This window comes from Lacinutrix sp. MEBiC02595 (assembly GCF_053601555.1).
The window spans coordinates 150,843-165,442 of record NZ_JBSHNU010000222.1 but is presented as its reverse complement, the minus strand read 5'-3'; the positions used below and the strand labels follow the sequence as shown (position 1 = coordinate 165,442).

Here is a 14,600-nt window from a genome sequence, read left to right as displayed (position 1 = left end):
ATTATACTGTCACTAAATTGTTTGGCGTAATAGTCACCTTTTTATTATTTACTAAAATCTCTAAATCTTGATCTCCTTCTAATTCAAACTTGGTATCATTCTGACAGATATTCACTTTTAAAATTCGATTTCTAAAGTTTACTTTAAACGAATACGCTTTCCATTTTTTTGGAATTTTTGGAGTAAACGACAAGCTGTCATCTACAACACGCATACCACCAAAACCTTCTACAATACTCATCCAAGTTCCAGCCATAGAAGTAATATGTAAGCCTTCTTCTACTTCATGATTATAATCATCTAAATCTAAACGAGAAGTACGTAAGTAAAAAGTATAAGCTTGCTCCATACGACCTAATTTCGCTGCTTGAATACTATGTACACAAGGAGAAAGCGAACTTTCATGTACCGTAAATGGTTCGTAAAAATCGAAATGCTTTTCTAGTTCTTTTTCTGTAAACTGATCTTCAAAAAGATAAAAACCTTGCAAAGTATCTGCTTGTTTGATATATGGCGAACGTAAAATTCTGTCCCAAGACCATTTTTGATTAATTGGTCTTTCTGATTTTGGTAAATCTGCAACCGTAATTAATTCTTTATCTAAAAATCCGTCTTGTTGTAAGTAAATACCTTTCTCTTCCGAATACGGAAAATACATATTATCGGCAACCGCTTTCCATTGTTCTAATTCTTCTTTAGAAAGTTTTGCTTTGTTCATGATCCTGGTATAATCGGAAGCATATTCGCTTTCGATTTTAGCAATATTTTCTAAGGCATATTGAATACACCATTGTGCAATATAGTTGGTATACCAGTTATTGTTAACGTTATTTTCGTATTCATTTGGTCCAGTAACACCTAAAATAACATATTGGTTTTTATCTGTAGAAAATGTAGCACGCTGTTGCCAAAAACGAGCAATTCCGATAAGGACTTCTAATCCTTTTTCTGGAATATAACTGTAATCGCCAGTATATCTGTAGTAGTTATAAATAGCAAAAGCGATGGCACCATTTCTATGAATTTCTTCGAAAGTAATTTCCCATTCATTATGGCATTCTTCCCCATTCATAGTAACCATTGGATATAAAGCAGCGCCGTTTTTAAAGCCTAACTTCTCTGCATTTTCAATTGCTTTTTCTAAATGGTTGTAACGATATTCTAATAAATTTCTAGCAACTTTTTGGTCTTTGGTTGCCATGTAAAAAGGAATACAATATGCCTCGGTATCCCAATAGGTACTTCCTCCATATTTTTCTCCCGTAAACCCTTTTGGGCCAATGTTTAAAGTAGAATCTTTACCTAAATAGGTTTGGTTTAATTGAAAAATATTAAAACGAATTCCTTGTTGTGCCTCTACATCACCATCGATGGTAATATCAGACATGTTCCAGATACTTGCCCAAGCTTGTTTTTGATTTTCTAATAAAGCTTGAAAACCTAAATCGGTTGCTGTTTGTAATGCTTCTTTTGCTGCGGAAACTAAAGCAGATTTATCATGATTTCTATCTACTGTATAACCTCCAAACTTGTTAATAGTAAAGGTTTCATTTTGTTTTACTTGGTTGGTATAAGCAAAAGATACGGTATTCTCTTCTTGTTTAATATTTGATGTAATGCTTACTTTTTCGTTATTTAAAAACAAATGAGATTCCATAAAAGTACAGGTATGAAAATCCGTTTTCATGGTTGTTGCTTGAATGAAAGCCTGATTATTTTCCTGACTGACGTTTTGGGTATTCCAAAATTTATCGTCCCAATTGGTGTCTTCATTGGTAATACCTGCATCTAAATACGGCTGAAACGTAATTTCGGCATCCTCATTTAAAGGTTTAATATTGAAATTAATGGCACCAACCTCATCCAAATCTAGACTTAAAAAACGTTTGGTAGTCACTTCAACTTCCACATTATTTTGAAGCATTGCTACAAAACTTCTAGAAAGCCAACCTTCTTTCATATTTAATTCTCTACGAAAGTTTTTCACTTCCTTACAGGCAAATAAATCCAGTTGCTCCTTATTTACAAGCACATTAATACCTATCCAATTTGGTGCGTTAAGTACTTTCGCAAAATATTCTGGGTACCCGTTTTTCCACCAGCCAACACGTGTTTTATCTGGATAATAAACACCTGCAATATAGCTACCTTGAAATGTTGGTCCGGAATACTGCTCTTCAAAATTAGCACGTTGTCCCATTGCTCCATTTCCGATACTAAATATGCTTTCTGAAGACTTTACATTTTCTGCGTTAAAGCCTTCTTCAATAATGGACCAATTATCTGGTTTTATGTAATCTAAATTCATTTTTTTTAAGATATTAGAACAAAGATGCTAGACCGCTTTGCTGCTAGACTCACTCTTGATCTTTAATTTATTTTAAGATTAAAAAAAGAATTAGCGATGAGAAAAATCTTATTTCTCTTTTCTAACTTCTCTTTTCTTTCGTCTTAATTATCTATTTATTAATTCTTGAACGAAGCTGTTTTCCATTTCTGTAAAATCTGAAAAAATATAATTTGCTTCTTTTAATATGTTTTGCTCTCCAATACCAATGGAAATCATATTTGCTGCATTTGCAGCTTCTACTCCTGCGACTGCATCTTCAAAAACGATACAATCTTCCGGATTTACTCCTAACTGTTCTGCTGCAAGTAGAAAAACTTCTGGATCAGGCTTTGCTTTTGTCACATTATTTCCATCTACAATAGCATCGAAATAATGTAGCAAATCTACTTTCTCTAAAATGGGACGTGCATTTTTACTAGCAGATCCTAATGCAATTGGAATGTTATTTTCTTTTAGAAACGCTAAAACGCGAGGAACATCTGGAAGAATCTCAGAAGCATCCATGTTTTCTATATATTGTAAGTAGTCTACATTTTTTTCGATCATCCAAATATCGAACTGTTCTTGTGTAGCTTCTTTTTTTCCTATGTCTAATAAAATTTCTAAACAACGTTTTCTACTAACGCCTTTAAATAATTCGTTTTGTTCTTTTGTAAATTCGAAACCTAATTGATTAGCTAATTTTTTCCAAGCTAAAAAGTGGTATTTTGCAGTGTCTACGATAACACCGTCTAAGTCGAATATGAATCCTTTTTTACTCATTTTAAATCTCTTCTGTTTGATAGGAAATGGCGTTTTTATTGGTAATAAGTAAATTACAAAGTCCTGCAATGATTAAACTTATTCCTGCTACTGTCATGGCATTTATTGCTTCCTCTCCTAATAATCCAGAAACAAAATTAATTCCACCAAGTGCTGCAATTATTTGCGGGATTACAATAAACATATTGAAGATTCCCATAATCACTCCCATTTTCTTGGGATCTACAGAGCTAGATAGCATGGCATAAGGCATGGAAAGAATACTTCCCCAAGCAAAACCAATTAATACAAAGCACCATTTTAAATTTTCGGGTGATGTATAGCTCATTAATAAGAAACCTAAGCCTCCTAGAATTAAAGCCGACATATGTACTAATTTTCTATTGATACGTCTTTTGGCAGTGTATAAAACTAATAATAACGCGAATGCCATAGAGGATAATCCGTAAACACCCATTGCAGAACCAACGGCATTGGAAGATTCTTGAAATGCGGTGTTTGCAATTTTAAAGGCTTCCGCTTGTACTGCATTTGTCATATCGAAAGCACTTTCAATCGGCGCTGGTGTGTTAAACACATGTTCTGTTAGTGCTGGATTTGCTAAACTCCACATCGTGAAAAAAGCAAACCAAGAAAAGAACTGAATGACACCTAACTTTTTCATAGTTAGTGGCATGTTTCCTATATTATTTAAAATATCTGGAATGAATTGATTTTTCTTTGCTTTCTCTTTTTCGAATGCTTCCATGTCTTCCGGAGGATATTCGGTAGTAGTAAAAACCGTATATAATATACTTGCTAAAAACACAAAAGCCCCAATAGCAAAAGCCACTTTTACAGACATTGGCACCACACCTGAAGCTGCAGAATTACTAACGCCAAGTTGCGAAACCATCCACGGTAAATTACTTGCAACCCAAGTACCAATACCAATAATTAAGGTTTGAATTACAAAACCGTAAGAGCGTTGCGAATCAGGCAGTTTATCTGCTACTAAAGCTCTAAATGGTTCCATAGAAATATTTATGGAAGCATCTAGAATCCATAAAAATCCTGCGGCAACCCAAAGTGCTGGAGAGTGTGGAACAAAGAATAATGCAATAGAACTTAGAATTGCTCCTATTAGAAAGTACGGTCTACGTCTTCCCCATTTGGTACTCCATGTTCTGTCGCTTAAATAACCAATAATTGGTTGTACTAATAAACCAGTTAAAGGTGCAGCAATCCATAATAATGGAATGGCATCTTTTTCTGCTCCAAGCGTTTGAAATATTCGAGACATAAAGCCTCCTTGTAGTGCAAATCCGAATTGTATTCCTAAGAAACCGAAACTCATGTTCCAGATTTCCCAAAAACCTAATGCGCGCTTTTTCATTAATAGTATATTTTATAATTAATACTATTCTGACAAGCATTTTACTTATCAAAACTAAATTACCTGAGAAGTAAAAATATAAGTTTTGATTTGGGTGTAAATATATAAAAGTTTTTAAATATTCTGTGTTATTTTTTTATTTGGTGGATTCTCGCTCTATCAATTCGGTCTCAATAACTACAGTTTCGTAGATATCTTCTTCATCTTCTCTTTCTAAATTATTGATTAATAATTCGGCTGCTTTCTCTCCTATTTTTTGACCATGTTGACTTACAGTTGTTAGCGCAGGAACCGCGTGTTTAGAGAGCACACCATCTGTAAAACCAATGATTTGAATGTCTTCTGGAATTCTTAAATTCATCTTTCTGGCAACCTTCATTGCGGTAAGCGCATAGAGTTCGTTCACTGCAAAAATACCATCCAGATTTTTATTGTTTTTAAATAAATTTTCTATTTCTATTTCTAAAGAATCTAAATGATCTTCAGATAACAATTGGTCATGAACTTTTAAAATTAAACTTGCTTTTGGATCGATTTTATGTTCTTCTAGCGCTTCTAAATAGCCTTGGGTTCTTAATTTACCAACACTCACATAATCCATTGTTGTAATAATCGCGATGTCTTTACAATCGTTATTAATTAACTTTGTTACTGCTTGTTTGGCACCTTCAGCATCATCAACGATAACTTTATCACATTTTATTTCATTTACAACTCTATCAAACATTACAATAGGCATACCTTGGTTAATAGTTTCGGTAAAATGATGATAATCCTGCTGTTGCAACGTTTCTTTTGCAATAGATAATATAAAACCATCTATACTACCGTTGGCAAGCATTTCCATATTTATAACCTCTTTAGAGAAAGACTCGTTAGATAACCCAACAATAACATTATAACCTCGTTTATTGGCAACTAACTCAATACCTCGAATAACTTTCGAGAAAAAATGATGTACAATTTCTGGTATGATAATACCTATCGTTTTTGTTTTTCGGTTCTTTAAACTAAGTGCAATATTATTTGGCCTATAATTATAGAGTTTAGCAAATGCTTGTACTTTTTGCCTAGTATCTTCACTAATTTCTTTACTATTTCTTAGAGCTTTAGAAACCGTTGAAATGGATACATCCAATTCTCTAGCTATTTGTTTTAGGGTTACTTTTCTTTTCATATTGTTTGTTAAATGCGCAATTAAGGTATTAAATAATTAGCAAAGTGTTAATTTTTAGGTGTTTTTTAGTAAAAACTCTCATTTTTCAAAAAGTTTTCAACACGAAAACGTTTGCGCTAATGTTTTCTTTTTCTTAGGTTAAATCTTTACATAAAATTTACATAGTTTTAACATCGAGAAGTGAAAATATAACTAATTAAATTAATAACTAATTAAATTATTTTATGAAAACAAAGTTAAATGGCTTATTGTTTTTTCTACTGGTTTTTCCTTTGTGTATGATAGCACAAAGTACGGTACAAGGAACTGTAACTGAACAATCCTCATCTTTACCGCTTCCTAGTGTGAATGTGATTATCAAAGACACATCTAGAGGAACTGCTACAGATTTTGATGGAAGATATCAAGTTAACGTAAATAACGGAGACGTTTTAGTTTTTTCTTATATAGGCTTTATCGCGCAAGAAATTATTTATAACGGACAACAAACAATTAATGTAAATCTAGTAGAAGATCCTTCTAGTTTAGATGAAGTTGTAGTTATTGGTTATGGTAGTGTTAAGAAAAAAGATCTTACGGGATCTGTAGAAGTTATCACTTCAAAAGATTTCAATAAAGGTTCCATTCAATCGGCAGAACAGCTTTTAAGAGGTAAAGCTGCAGGTGTTAGAATCACAAGTTCTGGTGGACAACCAGATGCTTCTCCGAATATTAGAATTAGAGGAGGAACATCATTAGGAGGAAAGAATGACCCGTTAATTGTAATTGATGGAGTTCCTATGGATAATGGCGGTATTTCTGGTGTAGGAAACCCTTTAAGCTTGATTAATCCTAATGACATTGAAAGCTTTAGTATTCTAAAAGATGCTTCGGCAACGGCAATTTATGGATCGAGAGCATCTAATGGAGTTCTTATTATTACGACTAAAAAAGGAACCTCTGGCGAAGTAAAATACAACTTTTCTGCTAGCACATCTATAAGTAATATTGGTGATGACAACTATGTACCTGTAATGGATAGCGCTAATTTTGTTAGATTCATTAGTGAGTATTACCCAGAAAAAACTGGTCTTTTAGGAGTTCCTGTTGGATCTGTTTCTACAAATGAAAACGTATCTCAAATTATTGATACACCTGATGGACCTAGAGCAATTTATGATACAAACTGGCAAGATGTTATTTACAGAACAGCAATTAATAAAGATTATAACTTTGGTGTAAGAGCTAATTTATTTAAAAAAATACCATTTAGAGCATCTGTAGGTTACAATGAAAGTGAAGGTGTTGTAAAAGAAAATGACTACGAACGTGTTACCGCTTCCTTAAGATTAACACCAAAATTATTTGATGATCACCTTAAGATTGACTTTAATGCAAAAGGAACTTTTGTAAATAAAAGTTCTATCGACGAAGGTGGTGCTTTAGGTGGAGCTATTTCTATGGACCCAACAAAACCTGTTTACGATTCAAACTCCATTTTTGGTGGTTACTACAGTAAAATATTATCAGCTTCAGATACTAACTTACCTAATGGAAGAGTTGGATCGAGTAATCCATTAGCGTTATTAGAACAACGTTCTAACCCGCAACGTGTAAATAGAATTTTAGGAAGTTTAGAATTGGATTATAAATTTCATTTTCTACCAGAATTAAGAGCGGTTACCAATTTTGGATTAGAAGCGTCAAGAGCGAAAACAAAAGAAAGTTTTCAAGAGAACGCCCTAGCAACGTACACTTTAGTACCAGACCCCAACGAACCTACAGGAACGTATATCTTTAATCCTGGTGTAGCAGGTAGAGAACGTCAGCATATTACGAATACCACTTGGGAATCTTATTTAGATTATGCCAAAGATTTAGATGGATTTATAAATTCCTATAATGTGCAAGCAGGTTATGCTTATCAAAATTTTAAAAACGATGGTAATAGAGACGAATTTAGAAACGATGAAGTTTCTGGGGTACGTATTCCAAACATCGATACTGCAAATCCTAACAATAGATATTTCAGCCTTTTAAATTTACAGTCCTTCTTTGGAAGATCTAATATTAATTTAGGAGATAAATATTTAGTAACACTATCGATGAGAGCGGATGGTTCTTCTTTCTTTACCGAAGAAAATCGTTGGGGTTATTTTCCTTCTGCTGCATTAGCATGGAAATTAAAAGAAGAATCTTTTTTACAAAATGTAAACGTTATCAACGATTTAAAAGTAAGATTAGGTTGGGGTAAAACGGGTAACCAAGATGTTTCCGGACAAGTAGGTTTCTTCCCATCCATTCCTGTTTTTGAAATTGGATCACCAAACAGTCAATTTATAGAAGGCGTAACATTATATAACGCTAAAGAGTTTAATCCAGATTTAACTTGGGAAAAAACAACTACTTATAATGTAGGTTTAGATTTTGACATCTTTAAAAACAGCTTTTTAAGCGGTTCTTTTGATATCTTTAAAAGAGAAACAACCGACTTATTAGTGGTAACGAATGTGCCTCCAGGACAAGCATTAAGTGATTTATTAATACAAAATGTTGGTTCTACAGATAGTAAAGGTTTTGAATTAGGTTTAAATTTAAATCCTATAAGTACCGATAATTTTGCAGTATCCCTAAACGGAAATATTTCTTACAATAAAAATGAAGTTACCGACTTAAAAGGTATTGAGCAAATATCTGCAGGTGGCGGTTTACCAATTGGTACAGGTAACAACTTATTAAGACACGCCGTTGGAGAACAAGCAGGTTCTGCGTGGGTATTAAAACAAGTATATGACACCGATGGAAGTCCAATTCTTGGAAGTTTTGTAGATTTAAATGGGGATAATAAAATTAATGAAGAAGATAGATACTATAGAGCAATACAACCTAACTGGACTTTTGGTTTTGGTTTAAATATGAATTATAAAAACTGGGATCTTGGAGCTAGTTTTAGAGGACAGCTAGATGGAGAAGTATATAATTCTAGACGATTAACTGCTGGAGTTATTCAAAATGCAGTTTCTTTAGATCAGCAATCTTTAAATAATACTTTAGACTATTATTCAGGGGAAGCAGATTTAGCCTTTACCGAAATTAGAGACCCTATGCAATATTCGGATTACTTTTTAGAAAAGGCTGCTTTTTTAAGATGTGAAAATATTGTTTTAGGATATACGCTTCCTAATAACCTATTTAAAAACACAACTATTAAATTATATGGCGCTGTAAATAATGCTTTTATTATTACAAATTATAGCGGACAAGATCCTGAAAATTTTGGCGGAATTGACACCAATTTCTATCCAAGAGCAACCGTATATAATGTAGGAGTTAACATTGATTTTTAAAAAATTAAATATGAAAAATAACATTTTAAAATATTTATTTAGTCTTAGTATTCTGCTTTTTGTAGGTTGTACTAATGATTTAGATACGGAGCCGAAAGTAGAACTTTCCTTAGAAGATCTATTAGCTCAAGACCCAAATGCCGTTGAAGGTATTTTATCCAGACTTTATGCATCTTTTGCACTTTCTGGTGCAGATGGACCTGGAAGTTCAGATATTAGTGATGATCCGGGGGAATCTCCATTTTTAAGAGGAATTGTGAACCTACAAGATTTTACCGCTGATGGTATGAAAAACCGTTGGGGAGATAATGGATTAGATCAATTAACTACAACTTCTGACTGGAATTCTGAAAACAAGTTTTTTAGATATATGTATAACAGAATTTTCTTTACGATACCTCAGTGTAACAATCTACTTTCTATTTTAGAAAATGTAGACGTTGAAAATAAAGAACAAATACTTGCGGAAGTACGGTTTATTAGATCTTTAGCATATTATTATCTAATTGATGTATTTGGAAAAGGTGTTTTAGCAACACAGGAAAACTTCGGGGAAACAAATCCGTTACCAGAAGCGTCAAGACAAGAATTATTTGATTTTACAGAAGCAGAATTACTTGCTATTCAATCCGATTTACCTGCAACCAACACGTATGGTAGAGCTACAGAAAGCGCAGCAGCCATGCTACTATCTAAATTATATCTAAATGCTGAAGTATACACAGGAACTGCTAGATACAATGATGCTGCTACTTATTTAAACGTGGTGATTGCTTCTAGTCATACCTTAGCAGATGATTTTGTGAGTTTGTTTTCTGCAGATAATAATACATCTAATGAAATCATTTTCCCTTTAATTGCCGATGCTGTTGTAAGTCAGAGTTTTGGAAACACAACCTATATTGTGAATGGAAATTTAAATTCGGATACCATGCCTTTAAGCCAATTTGGTGCAACGGAAGGTTGGGGAGGACATAGAGCTTCCAAAGGCTGGTATGGTTTATTTGGTGATTTATCTACTTCAAATGATGTAAGAGCAAGTCTATTTTGGACAGACGGCCATGAATATGAAATGACAGATTACACTACTTGGACGGATGGCTATCCTTCTATTAAATTTAGAAACACCAATTTTAGTGGTGCTTCCTTACCTTCTTCTTTTTCAAGTACGGATTTTCCACTATTTAGATTGGCAGATGCATATTTAATGTATGCAGAATGTGCTGTTAGAGGTGCTTCAAATGCAAGTATGACAGACGCACTTTCTTATGTAAATATGGTAAGAACACGCTCTAATGCAGATGCTGTAGGAATGGGTGATCTTACTTTAAGCTTTTTAATAGATGAAAGAGGAAGAGAACTAAACTTAGAAGGACATAGACGTTCCGACTTAATACGCTTTGGTATGTTTACAGGAGGAAGTTACTTATGGCCTTGGAAAGGAAACGCACTTAATGGTACTTCTATTCCTTCCACATACAATGTATTTCCTATTCCATCTACCGCTTTACAAGCAAATCCTAATCTAACACAAAATCTTGGTTATTAATTTAAAAAACATAAAAATGAAAAATTTAAAAATCGTATTAATAGCAGCTATTGCATTAATTAGCTTTAACTCTTGCGATGAAGATGATACTAATTTTCAAATACTTCCATCTGAATCAAGAGCCGCAATTATTAATTTACCAACTTCTGGAACTTCCATTGTTTTAGATATTGCAAACCCTACTGGCACCGCAACTACTGTAGTTTGGGAAGATGCTGTATACAATGTGCCAACGGCCATAGATTACACATTACAATTTGCCGCAGCAGGAACAGATTTTGAAACATCTTTTGATGTAGCAACGACTACCACCAATTATTTAGTTTGGACTAACGAAGAACTAAATGGCCTAGCCGTTGGGACTCTAAGTCTAACTCCTTTTTCTCCTGGAGATGTAGATATGCGTATTAAATCTTCTACGGGCACTAATGGTTCGGAAGCTGTATTCTCAGAAATCGTGACTATATCTATTACTCCATATACAACGGAAGCACCGAAAATTGGTGTACCTGGAAATCATCAAGGTTGGGATGCACCTACAGCACCTAGTTTATTTGCTTCTGCTTATGGAGAAACGGACTTTGAAGGATATGTTTGGTTAGATGGTGATCATAAATTTATCGCAACCAATGCGGATGGTAATTTTGAATGGGGAAATACAGATTGGGGTGACGCATCTGGAGCAGATGGAACTTACACAGAAGCTTTAATTGCAGATGGCGAAGGTAATATTGGTGCTCCAAATGGTGCTGGATATTACTTTATTCAAGCAGATACAGAAGCTTTGACATATTCAGAAACAATCCATAACTGGGGAGTTATTGGTTCTGCAACAGGTTCTTGGGATAATGACACAGATATGACTTACGATAGCGCAACTTCTACGTGGACACTTACTATGGACTTAACTGCCGAAGAAATTAAATTTAGATCGAATGACGGTTGGGATTGGAATTACGGAGATGATGAAGGTGATGGTGTTTTAGAATTAAATTCTAGTACAAATATTCCAGTTCCTTCTGCAGGAAATTACACTATTGTTTTAGATTTAAGCACACCAAGAAATTACACTTATAGTTTAACCTTAAACTAATACTCTTTTATTTTTTAAAGGCTTTGAATATTATCAAAGCCTTTTTTATTCCATTTAAAATTCTTTAAAAATGAAAAAATATTACTTTTCACTAGCATTGCTGGTCTCTTTATTTGCGCAAGCTCAAGTAAGTATCTCACCGCTTCCTTTTAATGTAAATGAAAGCATTACAATTACTGTAGATGCAAACTCAACAGACACAGATTGCAATGGTTTTAACAATCCTTCAACCGTTTATTTACACTCCGGAATTGGAGATAACTCCAATGCCTTTGGTTATAATGCCATTGGAAACTGGGGACAAGACGATGGTGTTGGAGCAATGACAAATAATGGAAATGGTACTTGGAGTATTTCCTTTATCCCAGAAACGTATTATTCCTTATCTCCAGCACAAGCATCTTCAGCCACAAAATTGGGAATGGTATTTAGAAATGAGAATGGAAGCCAAGAATTTAAAGATAATGGTTGTTCAGACTTTATATATAATGTAGGGACATTTCAAGTTAATTTAACCACTCCATTAGAAGATAGCATTACACAATTAAACTCTGGAAGTAACTTAAATATAGAAGCTACAAATACAAACGGAAATGCAAACTACATATTAAGCGCTAACGGTAGCGTTTTAAACACGCTAAATGACGTGACCAGCTATAATTTCACACATACTAACATTACCGAAAACCAGTACTATACTTTAACTATTACCCAAGGTTCTGATACTATCATAAAACATTTTTCGGCACTAGTAAATGCCACACCTGTTAATGAAAACGTACCTAACGGCTTAGACAACGGTATAAATTACAACACTTCGGATAACACGAAAGCAACTCTTGTTTTAGAGGCTCCGAATAAAGATTATATATATGTAGCCGGTAGTTTTAATAACTACCAACCTACTAATTCTGATTTAATGAAAAAAGACCCAACTACTGGTGTCTTTTGGTTGGAACTTACCAATTTAACTCCTAATCAAATAGAAACGTACCAATATTGGGTTATGGACCAATCTCCTATAGCTAATTCACCTGCTTTGGTAAAAACAGCAGATCCTTTTTCTACTTTAGTATTATCACCTTTTGATGACCCATGGATTCCGGCTTCCACTTATCCAAACTTACCAACATATCCTGCTGGACAAGAACGTGAAGTAACAGTATTACAAACCGGACAAACAGATTATTCATGGGTGGTTACAGATTTTGAAAAACCTAAAAAAGAAGACTTAGTAATCTATGAAGTTTTAATTAGAGATTTTGATGCCGATAGAAACTATCAAGACTTAATCGATAAAATAGATTATTTTAAAAATTTAAACGTGAATGCCATTCAACTTATGCCAGTAATGGAATTTGAAGGTAATGAAAGTTGGGGGTACAACACTTCTTTTCACTTGGCTTTAGATAAGTTTTATGGAACGGAAGACAAATTCAAAGAATTCATCGATTTATGTCACCAAAATGATATTGCAGTAATTTTAGATGTTGCTCTAAACCATGCTTTTGGTAGAAATCCTATGAATAGAATGTGGATGAACGATGCAGATGGCGACGGTTGGGGAGAACCAAGTACAGAAAACCCGTATTTTAACACCACAGCAAGACATAGCTATAGTGTTGGTTCCGATTTTAATCACCAATCGGAATTAACACAACACTACGTGGAACGTGTAGTTAAACATTGGGTCGAAGAATTCAAAATTGATGGTTTACGTTGGGATTTAACTAAAGGATTTACACAAAATGCAACCGGTAGTGATTCGCAAACAAACGCATACCAAGCAGATCGTGTAGCTATTTTAAAAGAATATGCAGATTATTCTTGGTCATTGGATCCAACACATTATGTGATTTTTGAACATTTAGGTTTTGGCGGAAGCGCACAAGAAGAAACAGAATGGGCTAACTACAGGCTTACCGATACGGAACCAAAAGGAATTATGCTTTGGGGGAAATTGACTAATCCGTATAACCAATTAACAATGGGTTATAATTCGGATAATAATTTTGACGGCATGGGCCATGTTGCTAGAGGCTTTGATGCTCCGAGATTAGTTGGTTATGCAGAAAGCCATGATGAAGAACGTTTAATGTATAAAAACCTCCAATATGGTAATGCTTCCAATGCTTCTCATGATGTAACGGATTTAAATGTAGCAATTTCAAGAATGTCGGCATTGGGCGCTGTAAGTTTAACTATTCCTGGTCCAAAAATGATTTGGCACTTTGCGGAATTAGGTATGGAAAACTCCATATTTACTTGTAATAACGGAACGGTAAATGAACCAGGTGGCACAGATGGAGATTGTAAATTAGATACAAAACCGCAACCGCAATGGGCAGATAACTGGGAAGCAGATGCTACTAGAAGTCAAGTGTACAGAGATTGGTCTAGAATGAATTATTTAAAAATAAACGAACCTGTTTTTGAAGGAGATTACACTATTAACTCAGGAAGCTTAACACCAAGAATCGATATTTACGATACTTCTATTCCAACTACAGCATTAAGAAATGTTATTGTTTTAGCAAACTTTGATGTGGTTTCGCAAACGGTTAACACGAGTTTTCCAACAAGTGGAACTTGGTATGATTTAATGGATGAAACAGGAAATACAACCATAGAATCTACAGTAACAAGTATTACTATTCCTGCCGGACAGTTTAGAATTTTTGGAAATAACCCTCCTACATTAAGTATAGAGGATTTGGATACGGTTACCAATCTAACGCTATATCCAAACCCAACAGACAATACATTTCAATTAAATAAAGATATTACAGATCTTCAAATATTTGATATCTCTGGAAAACTAGTAAAAGAATACAAAGGTGATTTTACAAAAAACGCCACTTTCAATATTTCAGAACTATCTAAAGGTATGTATTTAGTACAAGTAAAAAACCAGTTAGAACAAATAAGTACCACTAAACTAATTAAATTCTAATCCCTAAATAGAATT

General features: G+C 34.0%; 8 protein-coding genes. 4 read left to right on the top strand and 4 right to left on the bottom strand.

Translation table 11 applies throughout. From position 1 onward, the window contains the following. Nucleotide 1: 1 nt before the first annotated feature. From ACVCZW_RS10600 to ACVCZW_RS10585, 4 genes are all read right to left on the bottom strand, one after another. A complete protein-coding gene (locus ACVCZW_RS10600; protein ID WP_452232386.1) occupies nt 2-2,308 on the bottom strand; it encodes a glycoside hydrolase family 65 protein in 2,307 nt (768 codons plus the stop codon). Nucleotides 2,309-2,455: 147 nt separating this feature from the next. Beyond that, on the bottom strand, nt 2,456-3,112 hold the full coding sequence (gene pgmB, locus ACVCZW_RS10595; RefSeq protein WP_452232385.1) for a beta-phosphoglucomutase: 657 nt from the start codon (nt 3,110-3,112) through the stop codon (nt 2,456-2,458). Between the two features lies 1 nt (nt 3,113). Continuing rightward, nucleotides 3,114-4,487, bottom strand: coding sequence for an MFS transporter (locus ACVCZW_RS10590; protein WP_452229674.1), 1,374 nt, complete (start codon nt 4,485-4,487; stop codon nt 3,114-3,116). A gap of 136 nt (nt 4,488-4,623) precedes the next feature. Further along, on the bottom strand, nt 4,624-5,664 hold the full coding sequence (locus ACVCZW_RS10585; protein ID WP_452229673.1) for a LacI family DNA-binding transcriptional regulator: 1,041 nt from the start codon (nt 5,662-5,664) through the stop codon (nt 4,624-4,626). 224 nt (nt 5,665-5,888) lie between these two features. On the opposite strand from ACVCZW_RS10585, the gene ACVCZW_RS10580 reads away from it, so the two are divergent. The 4 genes from ACVCZW_RS10580 (at nt 5,889) to ACVCZW_RS10565 (ending at nt 14,585) form a co-directional block, all read left to right on the top strand. Beyond that, nucleotides 5,889-8,990, top strand: coding sequence for a SusC/RagA family TonB-linked outer membrane protein (locus tag ACVCZW_RS10580; RefSeq protein WP_452232384.1), 3,102 nt, complete (start codon nt 5,889-5,891; stop codon nt 8,988-8,990). 10 nt (nt 8,991-9,000) lie between these two features. Then, nucleotides 9,001-10,539: a RagB/SusD family nutrient uptake outer membrane protein gene (locus ACVCZW_RS10575; protein WP_452232383.1), complete on the top strand. Its 1,539-nt coding sequence runs from the start codon at nt 9,001-9,003 to the stop codon at nt 10,537-10,539. A gap of 16 nt (nt 10,540-10,555) precedes the next feature. Then, a complete protein-coding gene (locus ACVCZW_RS10570) occupies nt 10,556-11,632 on the top strand; it encodes a SusE domain-containing protein (RefSeq protein WP_452232382.1) in 1,077 nt (358 codons plus the stop codon). 70 nt (nt 11,633-11,702) lie between these two features. Then, nucleotides 11,703-14,585 (top strand): alpha-amylase family glycosyl hydrolase, encoded by a 2,883-nt coding sequence (locus tag ACVCZW_RS10565; protein ID WP_452232381.1) that lies wholly within the window; start codon nt 11,703-11,705, stop codon nt 14,583-14,585. Nucleotides 14,586-14,600: the final 15 nt, after the last annotated feature.